General features: G+C 65.3%; 26 protein-coding genes. 24 read left to right on the plus strand and 2 right to left on the minus strand.

From position 1 onward, the window contains the following. The first annotated feature begins 12 nt into the window (after positions 1-12). The 6 genes from L0977_RS02365 to L0977_RS02390 are packed head-to-tail and all read left to right on the plus strand — an operon-like array spanning position 13 to position 5,518. On the plus strand, positions 13-684 hold the full coding sequence (locus L0977_RS02365) for an amino acid ABC transporter permease (RefSeq protein ID WP_234263063.1): 672 nt from the start codon (positions 13-15) through the stop codon (positions 682-684). Positions 685-729: 45 nt separating this feature from the next. Then, a complete protein-coding gene (locus L0977_RS02370; protein WP_284306319.1) occupies positions 730-1,458 on the plus strand; it encodes an amino acid ABC transporter ATP-binding protein in 729 nt (242 codons plus the stop codon). A 49-nt stretch (positions 1,459-1,507) separates the two neighbouring features. After that, positions 1,508-2,302, plus strand: a complete 795-nt coding sequence (locus L0977_RS02375) for a transporter substrate-binding domain-containing protein (protein ID WP_234263066.1) — start codon at positions 1,508-1,510, stop codon at positions 2,300-2,302. A 48-nt stretch (positions 2,303-2,350) separates the two neighbouring features. Continuing rightward, positions 2,351-2,893, plus strand: coding sequence for a VOC family protein (locus L0977_RS02380; RefSeq protein ID WP_234263067.1), 543 nt, complete (start codon positions 2,351-2,353; stop codon positions 2,891-2,893). A 10-nt stretch (positions 2,894-2,903) separates the two neighbouring features. Continuing rightward, the gene (locus L0977_RS02385) at positions 2,904-4,184 is read left to right on the plus strand and encodes a ribulose-bisphosphate carboxylase large subunit family protein (protein WP_234263068.1); all 1,281 of its coding nucleotides are present in this window, start codon (positions 2,904-2,906) and stop codon (positions 4,182-4,184) included. Continuing rightward, positions 4,181-5,518 (plus strand): four-carbon acid sugar kinase family protein, encoded by a 1,338-nt coding sequence (locus L0977_RS02390; protein WP_234263070.1) that lies wholly within the window; start codon positions 4,181-4,183, stop codon positions 5,516-5,518. The genes L0977_RS02385 and L0977_RS02390 overlap by 4 nt, the downstream gene beginning before the upstream one ends. Before the next feature lie 18 nt (positions 5,519-5,536). Here L0977_RS02390 and L0977_RS02395 read toward each other — a convergent pair whose 3' ends face one another. Then, the gene (locus tag L0977_RS02395; protein ID WP_234263072.1) at positions 5,537-5,941 is read right to left on the minus strand and encodes a transcriptional repressor; all 405 of its coding nucleotides are present in this window, start codon (positions 5,939-5,941) and stop codon (positions 5,537-5,539) included. 752 nt (positions 5,942-6,693) lie between these two features. On the opposite strand from L0977_RS02395, the gene L0977_RS02400 reads away from it, so the two are divergent. The 15 genes from L0977_RS02400 to L0977_RS02470 all read left to right on the plus strand — a co-directional run bounded on the left by L0977_RS02400 (position 6,694) and on the right by L0977_RS02470 (position 16,836). Further along, positions 6,694-8,031, plus strand: coding sequence for a tyrosine-type recombinase/integrase (locus L0977_RS02400; RefSeq protein WP_234263074.1), 1,338 nt, complete (start codon positions 6,694-6,696; stop codon positions 8,029-8,031). Between the two features lie 21 nt (positions 8,032-8,052). Beyond that, a complete protein-coding gene (locus L0977_RS02405) occupies positions 8,053-8,376 on the plus strand; it encodes a type II toxin-antitoxin system RelE/ParE family toxin (RefSeq protein ID WP_234263075.1) in 324 nt (107 codons plus the stop codon). Continuing rightward, complete coding sequence (locus tag L0977_RS02410; protein WP_234263076.1) at positions 8,373-8,651, plus strand: helix-turn-helix domain-containing protein; 279 nt, start codon at positions 8,373-8,375, stop codon at positions 8,649-8,651. Before L0977_RS02405 ends, L0977_RS02410 begins: the two co-directional genes overlap by 4 nt. Positions 8,652-8,749: 98 nt before the next feature. Next, positions 8,750-9,331 (plus strand): hypothetical protein, encoded by a 582-nt coding sequence (locus L0977_RS02415; RefSeq protein ID WP_234263078.1) that lies wholly within the window; start codon positions 8,750-8,752, stop codon positions 9,329-9,331. Positions 9,332-9,473: 142 nt separating this feature from the next. Next, positions 9,474-9,674: a DNA-binding protein gene (locus tag L0977_RS02420; RefSeq protein ID WP_234263079.1), complete on the plus strand. Its 201-nt coding sequence runs from the start codon at positions 9,474-9,476 to the stop codon at positions 9,672-9,674. Continuing rightward, positions 9,674-10,006, plus strand: coding sequence for a helix-turn-helix domain-containing protein (locus tag L0977_RS02425; RefSeq protein ID WP_234263081.1), 333 nt, complete (start codon positions 9,674-9,676; stop codon positions 10,004-10,006). Before L0977_RS02420 ends, L0977_RS02425 begins: the two co-directional genes overlap by 1 nt. Beyond that, entirely contained in the window at positions 10,003-10,170 is a 168-nt protein-coding gene (locus L0977_RS02430; protein ID WP_234263082.1) for a hypothetical protein, read from the plus strand. Before L0977_RS02425 ends, L0977_RS02430 begins: the two co-directional genes overlap by 4 nt. A gap of 1 nt (position 10,171) precedes the next feature. Continuing rightward, a complete protein-coding gene (locus L0977_RS02435) occupies positions 10,172-11,296 on the plus strand; it encodes a hypothetical protein (RefSeq protein WP_234263083.1) in 1,125 nt (374 codons plus the stop codon). 95 nt (positions 11,297-11,391) lie between these two features. Further along, positions 11,392-11,643: a helix-turn-helix transcriptional regulator gene (locus L0977_RS02440; protein ID WP_234263085.1), complete on the plus strand. Its 252-nt coding sequence runs from the start codon at positions 11,392-11,394 to the stop codon at positions 11,641-11,643. Beyond that, complete coding sequence (locus L0977_RS02445) at positions 11,643-11,906, plus strand: hypothetical protein (protein WP_234263086.1); 264 nt, start codon at positions 11,643-11,645, stop codon at positions 11,904-11,906. The genes L0977_RS02440 and L0977_RS02445 overlap by 1 nt, the downstream gene beginning before the upstream one ends. Before the next feature lie 14 nt (positions 11,907-11,920). Then, on the plus strand, positions 11,921-13,519 hold the full coding sequence (locus tag L0977_RS02450; protein ID WP_234263088.1) for a hypothetical protein: 1,599 nt from the start codon (positions 11,921-11,923) through the stop codon (positions 13,517-13,519). Between the two features lie 112 nt (positions 13,520-13,631). Next, positions 13,632-15,668, plus strand: coding sequence for a hypothetical protein (locus L0977_RS02455; RefSeq protein ID WP_234263090.1), 2,037 nt, complete (start codon positions 13,632-13,634; stop codon positions 15,666-15,668). A gap of 58 nt (positions 15,669-15,726) precedes the next feature. After that, positions 15,727-16,299 (plus strand): terminase, encoded by a 573-nt coding sequence (locus L0977_RS02460; RefSeq protein WP_234263092.1) that lies wholly within the window; start codon positions 15,727-15,729, stop codon positions 16,297-16,299. After that, the gene (locus L0977_RS02465; RefSeq protein ID WP_234263093.1) at positions 16,296-16,550 is read left to right on the plus strand and encodes a hypothetical protein; all 255 of its coding nucleotides are present in this window, start codon (positions 16,296-16,298) and stop codon (positions 16,548-16,550) included. Before L0977_RS02460 ends, L0977_RS02465 begins: the two co-directional genes overlap by 4 nt. Further along, positions 16,492-16,836, plus strand: coding sequence for a hypothetical protein (locus L0977_RS02470; protein WP_234263095.1), 345 nt, complete (start codon positions 16,492-16,494; stop codon positions 16,834-16,836). Before L0977_RS02465 ends, L0977_RS02470 begins: the two co-directional genes overlap by 59 nt. Positions 16,837-17,277: 441 nt before the next feature. Here L0977_RS02470 and L0977_RS02475 read toward each other — a convergent pair whose 3' ends face one another. Further along, entirely contained in the window at positions 17,278-17,610 is a 333-nt protein-coding gene (locus L0977_RS02475; RefSeq protein ID WP_234263097.1) for a hypothetical protein, read from the minus strand. A 905-nt stretch (positions 17,611-18,515) separates the two neighbouring features. Here L0977_RS02475 and L0977_RS02480 point away from each other — a divergent pair. The 3 genes from L0977_RS02480 to L0977_RS02490 all read left to right on the plus strand — a co-directional run bounded on the left by L0977_RS02480 (position 18,516) and on the right by L0977_RS02490 (position 19,629). Beyond that, the gene (locus L0977_RS02480; RefSeq protein ID WP_234263099.1) at positions 18,516-18,812 is read left to right on the plus strand and encodes a hypothetical protein; all 297 of its coding nucleotides are present in this window, start codon (positions 18,516-18,518) and stop codon (positions 18,810-18,812) included. A gap of 314 nt (positions 18,813-19,126) precedes the next feature. After that, on the plus strand, positions 19,127-19,369 hold the full coding sequence (locus tag L0977_RS02485; RefSeq protein ID WP_234263100.1) for a hypothetical protein: 243 nt from the start codon (positions 19,127-19,129) through the stop codon (positions 19,367-19,369). Continuing rightward, positions 19,366-19,629 carry a hypothetical protein gene (locus L0977_RS02490; protein ID WP_234263101.1) on the plus strand — a complete coding sequence of 88 codons (264 nt, stop codon included), beginning with the start codon at positions 19,366-19,368 and terminating at the stop codon, positions 19,627-19,629. Before L0977_RS02485 ends, L0977_RS02490 begins: the two co-directional genes overlap by 4 nt.

The raw sequence follows: 19,629 nt of genomic DNA on the forward strand, positions 1-19,629 counted from the left end.
CGGAGGCCTTCCATGGTTGATGGCGGCCTGAATCTCTACCACCTGCAGTTTCTGGCGGTGGGCGCGCTGTGGACGGTCTGCCTGTCGCTGATCGCTTTTGTCGGCGGCGGCCTGGCCGGCGGGGTGATCGCGCTGTGCCGCATCAGCGCCTTCAAGCCGCTGCGCTGGCTCACCATCGCCTGGATCCAGATCATCCAGGGCACCCCGCTGCTGGTGGTGCTGTTCGTGTGCTACTTCGGCCTGAGCATCATGGGGCTGGAGCTGCCCGGCCTGGTGGCGGCCAGCATCGCGATGATCGTCTACGTCAGCGCTTACCTGGGCGAGATCTGGCGCGGCTGCATCGAGGCGGTGCCGCGCACCCAGTGGGAAGCGGCCGAGTGCCTGGCGCTCTCGCGCTGGCAGCGCATGCGGCTGGTGGTGCTGCCGCAGGCGCTGCGCATCGCCACACCGCCCACGGTGGGCTTCATGGTGCAGATCGTCAAGAACACCTCGCTGGCCTCCATCGTCGGCTTCGTCGAGCTGGTGCGCGCCGGCCAGCTCATCAACAACTCCACCTTCCAGCCCTTCCTGGTCTACCTGATCATCGCGGCCGTCTACTTCGCGATGTGCTACCCGCTGTCGGTCTGGAGCCGGCGCCTGGAAGCACGCCTGCACTTCGGCCAGCGTGCTGCCGGCCAGGCCTGAGACACCGCAGAACAAGGTTTCCGAGACATGAAAGCAACCCCCTCCATGAACGCGGTCGTCGAACTCCAGGACGTGCACAAGCGCTTCGGCAGCAACCCGGTGCTCAAGGGCGTGTCCTTCGCCATCCCCAAGGGCCAGGTGGTGGCCATCATCGGCCAGAGCGGTTCGGGCAAGAGCACGGCGCTGCGCTGCATCGACCGGCTGGAAACCATCGACAGCGGCACCATCCAGGTCTGCGGCCACGCGGTGCACGCGCCCGACGTGGACCTGCGCCGGCTGCGCCAGGACGTGGGCATCGTGTTCCAGAGCTACAACCTGTTCCCGCACTTGACGGTGGAGCAAAACATCACGCTCGCACCCAAGGCGGTCAAGGGCCTGTCCAGCGCCGACGCGCGCGCCATCGCCGAACGCACGCTCAGGCAGGTCGGTCTGGCCGACAAGGCCCAGGCCTATCCCGAACAGCTCTCGGGCGGCCAGCAGCAGCGCGTGGCGATCGCGCGATCGCTGGCCATGGAGCCGCAGGTGATGCTGTTCGACGAGGTCACTTCCGCACTGGACCCCCAGCTCACCGGCGAGGTGCTGCGTGTGATCGAGCAGCTCGCCGAAGGCGGCATGACCATGGTGCTGGTCACGCACGAAATGGAATTCGCCGCCCGCGTGGCCGACACCATCATCTACATGCACGCGGGCAAGGTCTGGGAGACCGGCCCCGGCGCCATGCTGAAGAACCCGCAAACGCCCGAGCTGCGCGACTTCCTGTCGCACGGGCTGTGATCCGGCGGCGCCCCTTTTTCCTTCACCACCACCCCAACGGAGACACACCATGACCCCTTCCCGCTTCCTGCGCCGCACCCTGCTGGCCACTGCCGCCGCCACCCTGTGCCTGCCCGCGCTGGCCGAACTGGCCGACGTCAAGGCCGCCGGCAAGATCCGCATCGGCATCGACCTGAGCGCCCCCTTCTACGGGTACGTGGACGACAAGGTGCAGCCCGCCGGCTCCGACGTGGACGCGGCCAAGCTGCTGGCCAAGGACCTGGGCGTGGAGCTGGAGATCGTCAACACCACCAACTCGGCGCGCATCCCCAACCTGCTGTCGAACAAGGCCGATCTGATCATCTCCTCGCTGTCGATCACGCCCGAGCGCCAGAAGGCGGTGGACTTCTCCATTCCCTACGGCGCCATCCAGGCCGCCGTGGGCGCGCCCAAGAGCCTGGCGATCAAAGGCATCGACGACCTGGCCGGCAAGACCGTGGCCGTGACCCGCGGCGGCCCGCAGGACAAGATCCTGTCGGAGCGTGCACCCCAGGCCAAGGTGGTGCGCTTCGACGACGAAGCCGCCTCCATCACCGCCGCCGCCAGCGGCCAGACCGACATCGTGGCGATCACGCCGCCCATCATCGCGGCCATCGCCAAGCGCGCACCGGCGCGCGAGTTCGAGGTCAAGTTCATCCTCCAGTCCTACCAGCTCGGCATCGCCATGCGCAAGAACCAGCCCGAGCTGATGAACTGGGTCAACGGCTGGGTCAAAACCAATCTGCACAACGGCAAGCTCAATGAGATTCACCTCAAGCACGCCGGCGTCGCCATCCCCAAAGAAATCATCGACGGCGCCAAGTAAGCGGCTGGCACCGCCACCCGCGCCCACGCCACACAGGAAGGAATCCGCATGAGCCGCCACTTCGGCGAAATCCGCCAACTCGGCTATGTCGTGCACGACATCGAAGCCGCCATGGACTACTGGAGCCGCACGCTGGGCGTGGGCCCGTGGTACTACAACCCGCGCGTGCCGATCAAGCACTACCGGTACGACGGACAAGACTACGAGCCGCACAACTCGGTGGCCCTGGCCAACTCCGGCTTCGTGCAGGTGGAGCTGATCCAGACCCGCAACGACGTGCCCTCGATGTACCGCGACTTCCTGCAGGCCGGGCGCACCGGACTGCAGCACGTCGCCTACTGGACCAGCGACTACGACGCCGATCTGGAACGCCTGCTGGCGCAAGGCTTCAAGCCCAAGATGCAGGGCGAGGTCGGTGAAAAGGGCCGCTTCATCTACTTCGACACCGAGTACCACCCGGGCACCGTGATCGAGCTGTCGGAAGTGGCCGGCCCCAAGGGCCGCATGTTCGACCTGATCCGCGAATCCTCCCTGACCTGGGACGGCGTGACCGACCCGGTGCGCCCCTTCCCCGACCTGAGCACGATCTGACCTCTCGCCCATGACGACGCCCGCCGACCGGCTGCAAGCCACCTACCTGATCGAAACCCCCCTGGAACCCGCGAAGGTGGCCGAGGTGATGGCGGGCGAACAGTCCTGCGGGACCTTCACCCGCGTGCAGGGCGAAACCGACGCGCTGCGCGAACGTGCCCGCGCCACGGTCGAACAGCTCGACGAACTGCCCGCGGCCGAAACGCCCAGCCTGCCCAACGCCTGGCTGGACCGCCAGGGCCGGGGCGGTCCGTGGCGGCGCGCTCGGGTGCGGGTGAGCTTTCCCACTGCCAACATCGGCGCCAACCTGCCGACGCTCGCGGCCACGGTCAGTGGCAATCTGTACGACCTGGGCGAAGTCACCGGGCTGCGGCTCGAATCCATGCAGGTGCCGGCCAGCTACCGCGCCCGCTTCGAGCGCCCGGTGGCCGGCATCACCGGCACGCGCAAACTCACCGGCGTGACCCACGGCGCGCTGGTGGGCACCATCATCAAGCCCAACGTCGGCTTCTCGGCCCAGCAGACGGCCGAACTGGTGGCGCAGCTGTGCGCGGCCGGCGTGGACTTCATCAAGGACGACGAGGTCTGTGCCGACCCCGACCACGCCCCGCTCGCCCAGCGCGTGCCCGCCGTGATGGCCGCCGTGCGCGCCCACCAGGCGCGCACCGGCAAACACGTGATGGTGGCCTTCAACATCACCGACGAAACCGAGGCCATGAAGCGCCACGCCGACCTGGTGGAACGCGAAGGCGGCTCCTGCGTGATGGTCAGCCTCAACTGGTGCGGCTTCTCGGCCGTGCAGACGCTGCGCCGCCACACCCCCCTGGTCATCCACGGTCACCGCAACGGCTTCGGCGCGCTCTCGCGCCACCCGCAGCTGGGCATTGGCTTCCAGGCCTACCAGACGCTGTGGCGGCTGGCCGGCGTCGACCACATGCATGTGCACGGCCTGCAGGGCAAGTTCTCGCAGCCCGATGCCGAGGTGAAAGAATCCGCGCGCGACTGCCTGGCGCCGCTGGCCGAAGGCTGCGACGACGCGGTGATGCCGGCCTTCTCCTCCGGCCAGTGGGCCGGCACCGTGCCCGCCACCTGGTCGGCCATCGGCACGGACGATCTGATGTTCATGTCGGGCGGCGGCATCCTGGCCCATCCGGGCGGGCCGGCCGCCGGCGTCACCAGCATCCGCCAGGCCTGGGCCGCGGCGCGCGCCGGCATCGCCCTGCCTGACGCCGCGCGCGCGGCGCCCGAACTGGCCGCCGCCCTGGACTTCTTCGGCCCCAAAACGCGGTGAACCCCGACACCGCCCGCCCCCGACTGGCTTGGTACGGCGACGACTTCACCGGCGCCACCGACACCCTGGCCACAACGGCCCAGGCCGGCCTGCGCAGCCTGCTGTTCCTGGGTGTGCCCAGCGCCGCGCACCTGGAGCGCGCCGGTCCGCTCGACGCGGTGGGCATCGCCGGCGCAGCACGCGCCATGGGGCCGGCCGAGATGGCCACCGAGCTCGAACCCGTCGGGCGTTTTTTCGCCCGCCTGGGCGCGCCGGTGGTGCACTACAAATGCTGCTCCACCTTTGACAGCGCGCCGCACGTGGGCAGCATCGGCGAAGCGGTGCGCTGCCTGCGCCCGCACCTGCCCACCGCCTGGGTGCCGATCGTCGGCGGTCAGCCCAATATCGGGCGTTACTGCTGCTTCAGCCAGCTGTTCGCTGCGGCCGGCACCGGCGGCGAGGTGCACCGCATCGACCGCCATCCCACCATGAGCCGGCACCCTGTCACGCCCATGGGCGAAGCCGACCTGCGCCGCCACCTGGCCGCACAAGGCCTGCCCCGCGTGCTTGGCCTGCATTACCCGAGCTACCAGACCGCACCCGCGCAGCAGGACGCCCTGCTCCAGCAGCTGCTGGCCGACGCACCCGACGCGGTGCTGTTCGACATCGCCAGCCCCGCCGACCTCGCCGCGGTGGGGCGGCTGCTGTGGCACCAGGCGCTGCAGGCTCCCCTGCTGGCCGTCGGCCCCAGTGGCGTGGAACAGGCCCTGGCCGCCCACTGGGCCGAGACCGCCGATGCGCATCCAGCCGCATCGGCCCCCTTGCGGCCCCCGAGACCGGCGCAGGGCCCGGTGTTCGTGTTTGCCGGCAGCCTCTCGCCCCGCACGGGCGAGCAGGTGGCGGCGGCCCATTCCTTCGAACGGCTGTCGCTCGATGTTCGCGATTTGTTGAGTGATCCGGCCGCGGCCCGCCACCGGTGTCAGAGCGTGCTCGCCGCCCTCGCCGCCGGCCAGCACGTGCTGCTCCACACCGACGCGCAGGCCCGCCATGGCGACCTCGATCCCCACGCCGTCGCCAACGCCACTGGCGAACTGGTGGCGGCCATCGTCAACGCGTGCGCCCAGACGGGCCGCCCGCTCCAGCGCATCGGCATCGCCGGTGGCGACACCTCCAGCTTGGCCGTGCAAAAGCTCGGGCTCTGGGGCCTGGCTTGCGAGGGCGTGCTGGCGCCCGGCGTCACCCTCAGTCGGGCACGCAGCGATCAGCCCGCCCTGGATGGGCTGGAGCTGATGCTCAAAGGGGGGCAGATGGGCCCGGTGGATCTGTTCGAGCGGCTGTTGCGCGGGCTGGCCTGAGCCCCGCCGTCATCCCCCTCAAGCCGGGCGACCGAACACCGTCACCACGTAATCCGTCATGGCCAGGCCGTGCGACTGCGCGATCGCCTCCAGGCGCGCCTCGATGGCGGGATCGTGGAATTCGTGCACCTCACCGTCGCGCAGCGACACCAGATGCCCATGGTGCGGCTCGCCATCGCACAGTTCGTAGACGGCACGCCCACCCCCGAACTGGCTCTTCTTGAGAATGCCCGTCTGCTCGAACTGCGCCAGCACCCGGTACACGGTGGCCAGCCCCAGGTCCATGCCCAGACCGACCATCTGGCGGTAGACGTCTTCGGCGGCCAGGTGGCGTTGTTCGCTGCGCTGAAACAACTCCAGCACCTTGATGCGCGGCAGCGTCACCTTCAGGCCAGTGGTTTTGAGCTTGTCCAGATGCTCCATGCGTCAAGGCCCTCAGGGCGCTGGCAACGCGCCACGTCGACAGGAATGCGGGAAAAAAAGCATGGCTGGTCGGAAGTCTTCCGATGGCTAGCTAAAAACGACCTTGAGGTGATGAAACCCCGGGTCGCCCCACGATGAAACACTGGCAGCCCCCGAACATCTGGAAATCCCCTGCCCGGTTGGCTGCAATGACTGCATCATAACATTGAATGCGAATAATTCCCATTAATTCGGAAAAATTTTTCCACCACCACGCCCACGGATGGGGACGCTGCTGCAACGGGCTGCCGGCGCCACGATGCCATCCCAGATCGGGTCGGGTCGGCCGGGAGCAACGAATGGCTGTTACAGGCTGGTCAGCGGGAGGGAAATCCAATGTGCGCAGACAGCCCATCGGTACCTGATGCCGCCGTTCCCTCAACTCCGCGGACCATACAAAGTGCTCCGCCGCACTGTGGCGGGAGGCGGCTCCGGCGCCCAACCCCATCGGTGATGGCCAGAAACGACAAAGCCCGGTGAAAACCGGGCTTTGTCAGGGAACTATCTGGGGTGGCTGATGGGACTCGAACCCACGACGACAGGAATCACAATCCTATTGAATATGTGTTTGCCTGTGTTGATTGTCGTTGGTAGAATCCATAAAAATCAACGGTTTATGGTGTTTTATCGCTGACAGACTGTTGATTTTCACATATCTGTATTCGGCTAATCTGCCTACAGATTGCCTACAGATTCCAGCCAAGCAGGAACACATGAGCAAGCAGCAGAACCGGGTCCGCATCACCGCCGGGCGCGTGGCCGCGTTCACATGCCCCGAAGGCAGGGCCCAAGCATTCCTGTGGGACACCGACACCCCGAGCATGGCGCTGCGGGCGACCCCCACGGGCAGGAAGACCTACGTTTTCGAGTCGCGCCTGAACGGAGCGACGCTGCGCATCAACATCGGCACCGCCGCCGAGTGGCCAATCGAGAGAGCCAGGGTAGAGGCCCAGCGGCTCAAGATGCTGGTGGACCAAGGCATCGACCCGAGGGAGCTAGAGCGCCAGCAGACAGCCGAGGCAGAGGCCAAGGCCATCGCAGCGGCTCGACAGGCCGTTACCGTAGGCGAGGCATGGAGTGCCTACATCGACGCCCGCCATCCGCATTGGGGAGAACTGAGCCTGCGCGACCACCAGAACATGATGCGCCCCGGCGGCGAGGCCAAGCTGCGCGGCAAGGGGCTGACGAAGCCTGGCCCGTTGCACCACTTCGCCGCCATGCGGCTGGTGGACGTGGCCCCGGATGTCGTGCAGGCCTGGGCCACCAGGGAAGCCCAAGACCGCCCCACCCGTGCCCGTCTGGCCTTGAATCTGTTGCATGCGTTCCTGGCCTGGTGTGCCGAGCAGCCGGAATATGCCGCCCTGGTGCCAGAGCGCAACCCAGCCCGCAGTCGCCGCGCCCGCGAGGTGCTGGGCAAACCCAAGGCCAAGGCCGATGCCTTGCTGCGCGAGCAGTTGCCGGCGTGGTTCGTGGCTGTGCGAGGCCTGCGCAACCCGTTGCACGCCGCCTACCTGCAATGCCTGCTATTGGTGGGCGCCCGCCCCAGCGAGTTGCTGGCGCTGCGCTGGGATGACTTGAACATCCAGTGGAAGGGGCTGACGCTGCGCGACAAGGACGAATCCAAGGGTGGCCAGGACGGCGTGCGTGTCATCCCTCTGACGCCCTATGTCCGTCATCTGCTGGCGAGCCTGCCGCGTCGTGGTCCCTGGGTGTTTGCAGGTACCGACGCAAAAGGCGAACCGCAGCCCATGAGCCCGCCCAATCGCACCCTTGCCGATGTCTGCTCCGTGGCCGGCATCGAGCACCTGACACTGCATGGCCTGCGCCGCAGCTTCGGCACCCTGTCGGAATGGCTGGAACTGCCGGCCGGCGTGGTAGCGCAGATTCAGGGCCACAAGCCCAGCGCCACCGCAGAGAAGCACTACCGCGTGCGCCCGCTGGACCTGCTGCGTGTCCACCACGAGCGACTGGAGGCTTGGATTCTGGAACAAGCTGGTGTGACATTCGACCCAAAAGCTGAACCGGGAAAGCTCCGGGCGGTGGCTTCATGAATATCGCAAAAAAGGCATAATATGAATCAGTGGTCAGTAGAAGTACTGCCGCAGGCCGAAGCGGAGTTGATGGGTTTACCTGCTGACATGCAGGCGCGCTTTCTGCACATCGCGGACCTGTTGGAGAGCTTCGGCCCGCAGCGCGTCGGCCTGCCGCACATTCGCCCGCTGGAAAACAAGCTGTGGGAGATGCGCATGCAGGGTCGTGACGGTATTGCCCGTGCCGTGTATGCCGCTGTCCACGGCCGCCGCCTGCTGGTGCTGCATGTGTTCGTGAAAAAGACGCCGGCGACACCTCGCAAGGCCATTGAAATTGCCCTGAACCGACTGGAGGCGCACCGATGAAATCGCTCAAAGCCCTGAAGGCCGAGATGCTGGCTCAACCTGACATTCGTGCCGAATACGAGGACCAGGTGGCCGAGTTTGAAATCGCCCGTGAACTGATCGCGGCCCGCGCTCGCGCGGGACTCACTCAGGTTGAAGTTGCGCAGCGCATGGGCACAACACAGAGCACCGTAGCCAGGCTAGAAGGCGGTAAAGACCTGCCCTCCCTGCGCAGTGTGCAGCGTTATGCCAAGGCCATCGGCTACCGCGCCGTTGTGCGCCTGGAACACGCCTGACTGTTTCGCCCCGGCTAGGCCCGCGAACCGAAAAGCGGGATACCTTCACCCGCCTGCCGGGGCATCCTCATGGAGGGCGCCGAGAAGGAGGCGCGATCATGGCACTCAAGCTGTCAAAAGGGGCTCGCGAAGCGCTGTACTCCGGCTCGTTCAGAGAGAACTTTCAAAAAAAGCTCGAAGAACACCGAAGAGCTTTCGAGGGGGGAGAGAAATTCGCGTTGTTCGAGGTTCTGTTGTGGTGCGGCATCCTCCAGGCGGTGATCCCCGAATGGGCCGTCGATGCACTGATTGCCATCAAAGATGATGTTGATCATGGACGCATCGCGGACGCCGAGAGTTTTGGCAGCACCATGGGCCCACCTGGGCGTCCAGTTGCCAGAGCCAAAGCCACGGCAATTAGGGATCACAGCGGCGTGGTCCTCATGATGATCGCGCGGCTACGAACTGAAGGCCTTGCCCTTGATAACAATGGGTTCGAAGCGGTAAAAGAAAGGCTTCTGCAGGAGTGCGGGCTCAACCTCTCCCGTAAAGACATTGAGGACGTTTACAAGGGAAGCGGTAAGGACTGGCTAAAGAAGATACCGCAGGGGGAGATGCCACAAGGTGGGCTATCGATCGGCCACGCGGTGGTCCCGTACGCAGAAATGAAGATGAGAGGACGCCCGCTTTTTAAACCGTAGGGGGCAAGGCTCCAGAAAAATACCCCCCAAAAACCATTGATTACCTCTCGGCTCACAACGCCGAGCATCAACGCCATCAACAACCCCAACAGGCAATTGATGATGGCAAGAAAAGCCATCGGAATTGTCAGAAAGGCAGACGATGGCACAGACCACCTACCCCCCGCTTGAGAGTGAAACCCGGCCGCTGATCGGCACCGACGCGGCGGCTTTCTACCTGAACCGAAAACAGCAGACCCTGCGCTGGTGGGCGACGTACGAGCGTGGCCCGGTCCTCCCGATCCGCATCAACGGCCGCTTAGCCTGGCCCGTGGCGCGCATCAAAGAAATCGTGGGGGTGTGATGAGCGCGGGCAAGAAAAAGCCCCGCTCGCTGCGCCAACAGCAACACGGGGCCACATCAAAGAAATCGCAACGCCAGTATAGCCGCAAGAGCACGTCTGGTGCAGCCCAACGGCAGCGCATTTTGGAAGCACTGCGCGTCGGGCCGAAGACCTCATTCGATCTGCGCAAGCTCGGCGTCTACCAGCACAGCGTCCGCATCTTCGAGCTGCGTGAAGCAGGCTTCGACATCGAGACAGCCCGCGTGACCATTGTCGACCACGACGGTTTCGAGCATCGCGGCTGTGCGCTGTACGCCCTGACCGGCGAACCGGTTGATGGAGGCGCGGCATGACCGACAAAGCCTTTGCCACGATGCAGGCTCGCTTTGCCCTGTTGGGGCACGAAATGCGTGTTGCCCGAGGCGGTGGCTTTGTCGTCACCGTCAACCGCCTGGGCGCGCATTTCTGCCCCGATGCGGCCGCGCTGGCCAGCCTGCTGGTGGTGCTGGGGGGCTGACATGCTCGCGCCCGCCTTCGAGGCCATGCCGGCCGAGCTGCGTGCGTGCCCCCGGTGGGTGACGCACCGGGCCAAGGTTCCCTTCGACCCATCACACCCGCGCAGCAAGGCCAGCGTGACCGACCCGGCCACCTGGGGCGCGTTCGGCCAGGCCGAGGCCGCCTATGGTGAGGGTGGGCGCGACGGCGTGGGCTTCGTCCTGGCCGGTGACGGCGTGGTCGGCATCGACCTTGACCACGTTGTCGACGATGGCGTGACCGAACCGGCCGCGCTGGAACTGTTGGACGCCGTGGGGGCTGAGTATGTCGAGCTGAGCCCCAGCGGCACCGGCCTGCACGCCTGGGGCCGCTGGAGCGAAGCTTTCCCCGGCCGCCGGGGCCGTCTGGACGGCCTGAGCGTGGAGGTCTACAGCCGCGAGCGCTACCTGACCGTGACCGGCCACCCGCTGCCGGGCAAGGCTGGGCCACTGGTGCCGCTCGATCTGGCCCCGCTGTTTGATCGGCTGGGGGCTGAGAGAGCTACCCCACAGAGACAGCAGAAGACAACACAGTGTCATTCTGTTGTCTCCGCTGACTCTGTTGTCTCTGTGGGTCTGGTGTCCGAACCGGCCACGGCCCCGCTGCACGAAGGCGAACGCAACCGCGCTCTATTCGAGTTGGCCCGCCGGCTGAAAGCGGCCCGGCCAGAAGCATCCGAGAGCGAGCGCCGCGCCCTGGTGCAGCAATGGCACAAGGCCCACTATGCGGTCATCCGGACGAAGGCCTTCTCGGTGTCGTGGGACGACTTCGAGCGGGCATTCAGGTCTGTCCGCATCTTGCCGGGCGAGACGATGGCGCGGCTGCTGGCGGGCGCGAACCTCCACGCACCACTGCCGCCCGCCCTGGTGGCCAAAGGCTACGGTCCGCACGAGGCTCCGCTGTGGCATGCCTGTCGTGCCTTGCAGGCGCACGCAGGTGACGAGCCGTTCTTTATCGGCAGCCGTACCGCCGCCGAATTGCTGGGGCATGCCGACCACAAGGCGGCCGCTGCGATGCTGCGAGCCTTCGTCCGCGACGGCGTGCTGGAGCTTGTCAGCAAGGGGGCGGGCCGGGTTGCGAGCCGCTACCGCATGAGGGTCGGGGCATGACTCCGGCAGCGTCCAACAGCCGCCGACGGTGTACCCCCTGTAGGGTTTTTCAGGCGGTCGACAAAGGTGGAGAGTTACCCCAGCAGGAGAACGACATGCGCGACGAACAGATTGAAAACCTCACCCGTTTGCCCGACGGCGCCATGGTGGATGTGCGGGCCTGGCCAGTGCTGGCCGGCATCTCCGTCTCCACCGCCTGGTATCGGGCCGCGAAAGACCCCGAGTTTCCCAAGCCGGTCCGGTTGGGCGAGCGATGCACGCGCTGGCGGCTTGGAGACATCCGCCGGTTCCTCGCGGGCGAAGCAGTTGCTATGGCCGGCAGCCATTTTTCAATGGAGCAAACCTAATGTCATCTCATCAGTTTGAACAAGCGCCCACACCGATCTACAGCCAGTTGGGAATGAGTGAAGCCGAGTATCTGGCCCTGCTCGTCGAGCGTGACCAGCGACAACTCGATGCTTTGAAATCAATCATGAAAACGCGTGGGTACACCGTGAACGATGACGGTCACGGGCGGTTCCATGTATGCCGTGGCAACTTTGACCAAGTTGCCAGAGGGTATGACGAGCTTCGAGCCATTGCAGTGCAACGCGGCGTCATTTTTTCTTGATGGAGGGGTACACAATGGACACGCAATCTGCCGCATCGATTTTGGGCAATATCTCAATCCGCCCTGCATCTGCCAGTAACCCCTCGGGGGCACCAACATCGGCCTATTCCGTTCTCTCTACTCTGCCGGCTGGAACAAGGCAGATTTCGCCAGGCATCATCCGGCAAGGGAACAGCTACAGCGATAAGCCACTCGGTGCTGTGGCGCGGGCGCTTATTCGGTTGCCGGCGCAGCAACCGGCGCCTACCGCCACACCGCCTGTCTCGCCGGCCGCTACCGTCTTGGGACAGGTTGACCCGACGAGCGCTGTGCGAAAGGACCCGGCCAATCCGGATCGGCTATCCGGTGCGGCGGCCACCCTCGGCACGCTGCCCACAGCAAGGCCTGTCGCGCCCGGCGTTTACAACCACGGCCGTGGTCAGTATTCCGACAACGCGGGCGGCATGAACTTCGGCAGTTTCACCGGCCAGCCCAGCGCCAGGAACAGCGCGGCGGCAGAAGCTCTGGCCAGCCTGCCGAGCAACCGGGGCACTGCTCCAACCATGTCGGCCGCCCAGGCATTGGCGCAACCGCCGTCGCAGAACCTGACCCCGCAAACCAGCGGCTCGGGCTATGGCCTGCTGGACCAGGGCTACCGTGACCGCCGCGCCGCGATGATGGCTGCGGAACAACACAAGCCGGGCGCCCGAGCCGCTCTGGCAGCCTTGTTGCAGCGCCAGAACGCAGACGCCCAGCGTGGGTTCGACCAGCAGCAGGCCACGGCCGACCGCACGTTCCGAGCATCGGAGAGCGCGGCCGAACGGGGGCTCAAGCGCGAGGGCATGGCCTCCGATGCGTTCAGCGCCCTTTCCCGGCTCAATATCGACCAGCAGCGCGTGAACCTCGACGCTACCGCGCCCGCACGGACGGCAGCGCAACAGTTGGCCCATGTCCGCCAGAGTTATCTCGACGCGGATAATCCGCAGGACGAGGAACGGGCCGCGCGGCGACTGGCAACGATCAATGGCAAGCCTGTTGAGGGTACAGAGAAGCCTTTGCCCGTCGCCGCGCTGAAGATGCAGCAGGACGACATCGACGCCATGGGGCTGGCTTCCACGACATCGGCAGACCTGGGGGCCATCGCCCAGCAGATCGACGACGGCACGTTGAATTTGGGACTGGTTCGCAACGCCTGGAACAAGGCGCGCAACTCAGTAGGCATGAGCACCGAAGAAAGCCGGGCCTTGGGCAGCTTCCAGTCCACGCTGGAGAAACTGCGCAACGACTCCCTACGCTTGAACAAGGGCGTTCAGACCGAGGGCGACGCACAGCGGGCATGGAACGAACTGTTCCAAAGCCTGAGCGACCCGAGGCTGGTGCGCCAGCGCCTGGGCGAGATCCGGGCCATCAACGAACGGGCGGCAGCCATGCGGGGTAGCAGCGTCCAGACACTGCGGGAGAACTACGGCGCGGCGCCGCTCGACATGAGTCGCCACACCACTGTACAGCCAGTGCTGGGCCAGCAGCAGGCAGCAGAGGCACAGCAAGGCCAGCGCACCATCGCCCGCACCGGGACGATGAACGGCCGCCGGGTGGTGCAGTACGCGGACGGGAGCATCAGCTATGCTGATTGATCCCAATCAAGTGCAGTGGGACGACGCACCCGCGCCGGGTGGCCAAGCCATCGACCCCGGGAAGGTGGTTTGGGATGAACCCGCTGAGGCCTCTCAACCCCAGCAGCGCGGCATGATCGCCGAACTTGGGCGCCAGGCGGGGCTGACGGCACGCTACGGCATTGAAGGCATCGCCCAGGCCGCCGAGATCGTGACCGAGCCCGTCCGATTCGTTACCGACCATGCCGCCCGCGCCATGGGCTTCTCTGGCGGCAAACCGTTGGGCGAGGTCGCTTCGGGGTTTGCCGACACCCTGGGCCTACCCAAGCCGGAGAACGCCACAGAACGAGTTGTTGGCGATATCAACCGCTTTGCCGCCGGTGGTGCCGGTATGGCCGGGGCCGCCCGTGGTGTTGCTCGTGCAGTGGCGCCAGCAGCACAGCAGGCCATGGGCGCGGGTGCCGCGCAGGTTGCCAGAGGGCCACTTCAGGCAGCCGCTGAAGGCATGGCCGCCAACCCTGGCATGCAGATCGCTGGTGCAGCAGGTACGGGCCTCGGTGCTGGCATCGCCCGAGAAGAAGGCGGTGGCACAGTTGCGCAGATCGTGGCGGGGCTGGCAGGTGGCATGTCCGCTGCGGGGCTGACTCAGGCTGCACGGTCTGTCGGGCAAGCCGCCAAGCGCCTGGTGCCGGTGCGCCATCGGGTTGTCGACCAACGCATTGACGAGGCCCTGAAGCAGGCCGGCGTGAATTGGTCTGAGGTTCCCGAGCAGGTCCGCCGCCTGGTGCGCGAGGATGCCGCGCAGGCGCTCAAGACCGGGGATGACCTCAACGCCGATGCGCTGTCCCGCCTGGTGGAGTTTCGCCGCGTGGGCGCCACGCCGACCCGAGGGACAGTCAGCCTCGACCCGGTGCAGATCACCCGCGAGCAGAACCTGGCCCGCATGGGTGCCAATGCTTCCGACGAGGGCCTGCACGGTCTGGCACGGGTGCAGAACGACAACAACCGCGCCTTGATCGACAACCTGAACCGCCTGGGGGCTGATTCGGCGGACGACGCCTTTGCGGCCGGCGAGCGGGCCATCTCCGGCTTGCAGCGTGGTCTGGACGCGCAAAAAGCAAATGTCGATCACCTCTACAGCCAGGCCCGTGACAGCGCTGGCCGCAGCTTCCCGCTGGACGGCCACAGCTTCACCACCACGGCATCCAAGCTGCTGGACGACAACCTGCTGGGCGGCGCGCTGCCGGAGTCGGTGCAATCCCACCTCAACCGCATCGCACAGGGTCAAGTGCCGTTCACCGTGGACTACGCCCAGCAACTGGCCACCGCCATCGGCAAGTTGCAGCGCGGTACCAGCGACGGGCAGACCCGCATGGCCCTGGGGCTGGTGCGCCGCGCCCTGGACGACACGCCCATCATGGAGATGGGCCAGCAAGGCCCCGCAGCCGGCGCCCGCATGACCGGCACGACCGCGCCCTACGCAGGCGGCCCGGAGTTGGGCCAGCAGGCTGTCGATGCCTTCAACAAGGCGCGGCTGGCCAACAAGATGATGATGCGGCGCATCGAGCGCATTCCGGGGCTCAAGGCCGTCTACGAAGGCAATGCCACCCCCGATGACTTCGTGCAGAAGCACGTCATCAGCTCGGCCGCCAAGGGGCAGGATGTGCAGGCGCTGGCTTCGCTGCTGAGGTCCACCGACCACCAGGCGCACGAGGCCGTGCGGGCCAGCATCGCCCAGCACCTCAAACAAGCCGCCATCGGCATTGCCTCGGACGAGGGCGGCAAGTTCTCGGCCAGTGGGTTCAACCGCGCTTTGTTTAGGCTTCGTGCCCAACGCAAACTGAAAGCCTTTTTCAGCCCCGAGGAAATCGAACAGCTCCAGGCTGTGGGCAGGGTCTCACACTACACCACGGCACAGCCGGCCGGCAGCGCAGTGAACAACTCCAACTCCGGCACCTTCCTGATGGGCCGTGGGCTGGACCTGCTGGACCGCCTTTCCTCGAAGCTGCCGCTGTTCAACATCGGCACGACGGTCTCGGGCGGCATCCGCTCGGTGCAGCAGCGCCAGGCGCAGAACGTCGGGGCGGCGCTGGCCAGACGCCCCCAACCCCAAACCGGCAACCCGCCGGCCATCACCTTCGGCACCCTGCAAAACGCTGGCGCCGAGTAACCCACAATCAAGAGTCAAGCCATGAATCCCGACGACAAAGCGAAGGAAACCCGTTTACATGTACACCCTGCCGCGCTGGCAACCTGATTCGAAGGGATCAAATATGCCGGCACCTATGGGCAATCGATATGCAGCAGGCAACAAAGGTGGCGGCCGGCCGTCGAAGTACGACCCCGCTGATCTTCGGTTTGTTGAGGCCATGTGCAAGCTGGGTGCAACCGATGAAGACTTGGCCAGAGAGCTTGGGGTAAGCGTGACAACAATCAATGCGTGGAAGAAAGAGCACAAAGAGTTTTCGAAAGCCCTGAAAAAAGGCAAGGCAATCGCTGATGCAGAGGTAGCCAGTAAGCTGTTCCACCGCGCCACCGGCTACGAGCATCCCGAGGACGACATCAGGGCGATCAATGGCGAGATCGTCATCACGCCGACGATCAAACACTACCCGCCTGACACCACGGCGGCGATTTTCTGGCTGAAGAACCGCCGACCCGACGTGTGGCGGGACAAGGTGGAGAACGCGCTTACCGGGGCTGACGGCGGGCCGATTCAGGTTTCTGTCAAGGACATGACGGATGCCGAGCGGGCCGTGCGTCTCTACGCCATCCTGGCCAAGGCAGAGGGGGGCGCATGACGGCTGTGCTCCCCAAGCCATCCGGCCGGCAGAAGGTGCTGGATGTGGTGCATGAGCAGTTCCGCCAAGGGCAGCAGGTATCCACGCGGGAAACCGTGGCGGACATTACCCGGCTGCCGCTGGTGACGGTCGACGACACCCTCAAGCGCCTGCACAACGACGGGGAGATTCAGCGCATAGCCCGAGGGCGGTATGCACCAGCCCCCCCCCATCAGGCCGTTCAGGGCGGTGCGCTGGGGCTGCGGTGGTGATGGCCAGTGGTTCATCGAGGCCGGCAGCGAGCGCATCGGCCTGGACATGGATAGCACCCACACCCTGGTGCGCAGTGTCTGCGACGACGCCATCCTCTACACCCTGGGCGATCAGTCCATCGAGCTGTCGGCCGACGAAGACCGGCGGGCGCGCGTTCTGCGGCAAGCAGCGGTATTGGCTGCTGGTGGGGCTGATTGGCGCGATGCCTTCGAGTCGCTGGCTGATCGGGCAGAACGGGCCATTGATGCTGTCCGGGTAGCTCGCAGACGGTCAGGCGGTCAGTGAAAGTTAGTGCCCGGCCTTTTTCTCCCTAAGCCGGCACCAGCCGTTGATAGCTGATGCCCCAAAAAAACAACCCCTGCCACCAGATCGTTCCAACCGCGATTGACTGGGCTGCCTGGTGTGCAGGGGCGGGTTCCTTCACCTGGCAGCGCGCCGGGGTCACCCCCCGGACAGGCCGCAAAGCATCAGGTTCCGGAGGAATGGTACCCAAGAAGCGGCAGGCCATAAAGGGGTAGCGTTTGGCGACCCCATGCGTTGATTGCAGCCTGCCGCGACGACGCCAGGGGGCGCCGCCAAGCAACACCCGTTAAACACCCGTGCAACAACCGTTGGGAAATCGTTCGGTAACCGTTCAACTACCGTTCGCGAACCCTCGCGAGCCTTCCCCGAAGCCTTCCCCGAAGCCTTCACCCAAGCCCCTGTCCGCAAGGTCGTGAAACCGATTCACACCCCTGCGGAACGGGGGTTATCAGAACCCCCCTCGGCCAGCTCATCAGCAGAGGTTGGCGCGGCCTTGGCCTGCGGTAGTTCGCGCTTGACCTTCTTGGTCGGCCTGTTCTCAACCTGTTGCACCGCCTTGGGCAAGCTGACCTCACCATGGGCCACCTTCTTTGCCAGCTCAGGGTTGGCCTTTGCCACCTTGTCGGCCATGCGCTGGGTACGTTCGCTGGCCCCGGACTGGGCCGCCCTGTCTTCCACACGATCTAATCCGGCAACGTTGCCGGATTTGGGCTTTCCAACGGTCTGCGCCTTCGCCCAGTCCTGCGCACTCGCCACGATGGCGGCCTGCTGACCGAAGGGACATGCACCTGCACTCCATAGCCCTGAAATTCGGCTAAAATGTCGTCATATGGCAATTTATACGACAAACCCCCTGTAGGGTTCGACTGAAGTTGCCAGTTTTCCGACCATGCGTTCTGTCAACGCTGTGGCGGCGGAAGACGATCAATAGAGCCCTTGCTCATGCGTTCCCAGACTCTCACGAGTCGTCCGCCGCCACAGCGGGAACGCAGCAGCAAGGGCTTTTTTGCGTTCCAGCGTCAGGGCGCGCATTGACGCAGCTAATGGGCCTGCATGGGCTGCACCCAAGGAACACCGCCAGCCGTTTCACCCCGGTATTGTGGCGTCCAGCCTGTCTGCGAGGGACCGGATAAGCGAGTGGCACCAAGGTGAAGACAAGGCCGCCCGTGAATGAATCGCAGCCGCCATGGTGTGCTGGGCCTGGAACAAGAAATCCAGTGCTGGGCAGAGGATGAATAGCCTGAGCTATTCACCCTTGGGGAACCTATGGCCAGACGGATAAATCAGCCCCCATGCCAGCAACAGGGCGGACGGCAGCGGGCCCCAGCGCAGAACAAGACCAACGCCAGCAGCATGCAGCAAGGGTGTCCCGAAGAAACTGGACACCCTTCAGCCTCGGGCCCGACGGGCTCACTTTTGAGCCGGTTGCGGGCGGGCATTGGGCTCACGGCCGAGCGCACCTACCATCTGATACTTCAGGGCGTTGGACTGGGCGTAAATCTGCGCCCAGCGCATTCATGGCGATGCGGGCCGGCCGCGGCGGGCAGCAGCCGGCCAAAGGTCCGCATTCTCAAGAGCACATCATGAAAGGGCAGCCAAGAAAGCGACGCCCTGCCGCCTGAAGAAAATCAAAATACCATCGCTGAACACCGGGAGACATCATGGTCATCGAGATTGCGCTGGGCATCGTGCTGGCAACTGTCCTGCTAGCGCTCATTCCTATTCTGTTTGTAGCGGGCGCTGAAATCTGGAGATGGTGTCTTGGCGACGGGCTACCAATGATGATTCTTGTTATCGGGTGCGTGACAGTGGCTCTACTGAAGGGGTGGCTGCCCACTTCAAATAGGACAGCAACGGAGATGCGGGAGCCTGTAAAAATCGACCCTAGTAAAGTGATCTGGGACGATCCAACACCCGCATCAGCCCCCGCTGCTGGCGGACGAAAGACACCACGCTAACACGGCCTTGCATGCCGTCCTGTCCCATGCCACAATGCACCCAACCCGAAAGGGCCGGTGCTTGAAAACACCTTCGGAACCAGCGGTTGCAGCCCCCACCGACAAGCGGGGTTTTGTCACGCCCATACACCGGCGGGCATGGCCTTCGGCCATCTCGCCACAGTGCCCCACCAGGGCACCCGTTTATGGACGGGATGAGCCTCCCCGCAAGGATGGCTGCACGGCTGGTTCCGTGTTTTCAACATCCCGTCCACCCGTTCGCGCTTGAAAACGCGGCCGAGTGGTTTTCCAGTCTCAACCAGGAGCCTGAAACCATGACCAAGGTCATACCCCTGGCCAGCCGCTGCGCTGCGCCGACCACCACCCCCGAGCCGCTGGAGGTCATCCAGCTCCATGCCCAGGCGCACAACGCGCTGTCCACGGCGCTGCACTGCCTGGCGCAGCCCGAGTGCACGACCTTGCACCTGAAAGTCGCCACCGGCCGTGCCTTGCGTGCGGCTACCTTGCTCAAGCGCGCCAGCGCGGCCAGCAGCGCGACGAAAGGAGGTGCAGCATGAGCGCCCCCTTCACCTTCATCCGCAAGGCCAGCACCAGCAGCATGTGGCACCACTGCGCCACGGCCCAGCCGAGCGAGGGCGGCATGGTGCGTGTGGAGTCGTTCACCCACAGCGGCACGGTCGATCTGGACTGGAGCAGCGGCCCGCTGGTGGCCAAGATGCGTTTCACGGCCGCAGAGGCCCGGGCCGTGGCCGCTGAGCTGCTGGCCTGCGCCGACGCGATGGACGCGGCACCTTGCCGGCAACTGGTGGAGGGCTGA

Origin of the sequence: Hydrogenophaga sp. NFH-34 (assembly GCF_021401345.1) — a bacterium.
Taxonomy (GTDB): domain Bacteria; phylum Pseudomonadota; class Gammaproteobacteria; order Burkholderiales; family Burkholderiaceae_C; genus Hydrogenophaga; species Hydrogenophaga electricum.

Coding starts and splice junctions, on each gene's coding strand:
- L0977_RS02410 (WP_234263076.1), top strand. CDS start 8,373: ATGAAATCGCTCAAAGCCCTGAAGGCCGAGATGCTGGCTCAACCTGAC.
- L0977_RS02450 (WP_234263088.1), top strand. CDS start 11,921: ATGGACACGCAATCTGCCGCATCGATTTTGGGCAATATCTCAATCCGC.
- L0977_RS02375 (WP_234263066.1), top strand. CDS start 1,508: ATGACCCCTTCCCGCTTCCTGCGCCGCACCCTGCTGGCCACTGCCGCC.
- L0977_RS02440 (WP_234263085.1), top strand. CDS start 11,392: ATGCGCGACGAACAGATTGAAAACCTCACCCGTTTGCCCGACGGCGCC.
- L0977_RS02455 (WP_234263090.1), top strand. CDS start 13,632: ATGATCGCCGAACTTGGGCGCCAGGCGGGGCTGACGGCACGCTACGGC.
- L0977_RS02465 (WP_234263093.1), top strand. CDS start 16,296: ATGACGGCTGTGCTCCCCAAGCCATCCGGCCGGCAGAAGGTGCTGGAT.
- L0977_RS02385 (WP_234263068.1), top strand. CDS start 2,904: ATGACGACGCCCGCCGACCGGCTGCAAGCCACCTACCTGATCGAAACC.
- L0977_RS02400 (WP_234263074.1), top strand. CDS start 6,694: ATGAGCAAGCAGCAGAACCGGGTCCGCATCACCGCCGGGCGCGTGGCC.
- L0977_RS02445 (WP_234263086.1), top strand. CDS start 11,643: ATGTCATCTCATCAGTTTGAACAAGCGCCCACACCGATCTACAGCCAG.
- L0977_RS02370 (WP_284306319.1), top strand. CDS start 730: ATGAACGCGGTCGTCGAACTCCAGGACGTGCACAAGCGCTTCGGCAGC.
- L0977_RS02435 (WP_234263083.1), top strand. CDS start 10,172: ATGCTCGCGCCCGCCTTCGAGGCCATGCCGGCCGAGCTGCGTGCGTGC.
- L0977_RS02395 (WP_234263072.1), bottom strand. CDS start 5,941: ATGGAGCATCTGGACAAGCTCAAAACCACTGGCCTGAAGGTGACGCTG.
- L0977_RS02415 (WP_234263078.1), top strand. CDS start 8,750: ATGGCACTCAAGCTGTCAAAAGGGGCTCGCGAAGCGCTGTACTCCGGC.
- L0977_RS02405 (WP_234263075.1), top strand. CDS start 8,053: ATGAATCAGTGGTCAGTAGAAGTACTGCCGCAGGCCGAAGCGGAGTTG.
- L0977_RS02460 (WP_234263092.1), top strand. CDS start 15,727: ATGTACACCCTGCCGCGCTGGCAACCTGATTCGAAGGGATCAAATATG.
- L0977_RS02425 (WP_234263081.1), top strand. CDS start 9,674: ATGAGCGCGGGCAAGAAAAAGCCCCGCTCGCTGCGCCAACAGCAACAC.
- L0977_RS02485 (WP_234263100.1), top strand. CDS start 19,127: ATGACCAAGGTCATACCCCTGGCCAGCCGCTGCGCTGCGCCGACCACC.
- L0977_RS02480 (WP_234263099.1), top strand. CDS start 18,516: ATGGTCATCGAGATTGCGCTGGGCATCGTGCTGGCAACTGTCCTGCTA.
- L0977_RS02365 (WP_234263063.1), top strand. CDS start 13: ATGGTTGATGGCGGCCTGAATCTCTACCACCTGCAGTTTCTGGCGGTG.
- L0977_RS02420 (WP_234263079.1), top strand. CDS start 9,474: ATGGCACAGACCACCTACCCCCCGCTTGAGAGTGAAACCCGGCCGCTG.
- L0977_RS02380 (WP_234263067.1), top strand. CDS start 2,351: ATGAGCCGCCACTTCGGCGAAATCCGCCAACTCGGCTATGTCGTGCAC.
- L0977_RS02490 (WP_234263101.1), top strand. CDS start 19,366: ATGAGCGCCCCCTTCACCTTCATCCGCAAGGCCAGCACCAGCAGCATG.
- L0977_RS02470 (WP_234263095.1), top strand. CDS start 16,492: ATGCACCAGCCCCCCCCCATCAGGCCGTTCAGGGCGGTGCGCTGGGGC.
- L0977_RS02430 (WP_234263082.1), top strand. CDS start 10,003: ATGACCGACAAAGCCTTTGCCACGATGCAGGCTCGCTTTGCCCTGTTG.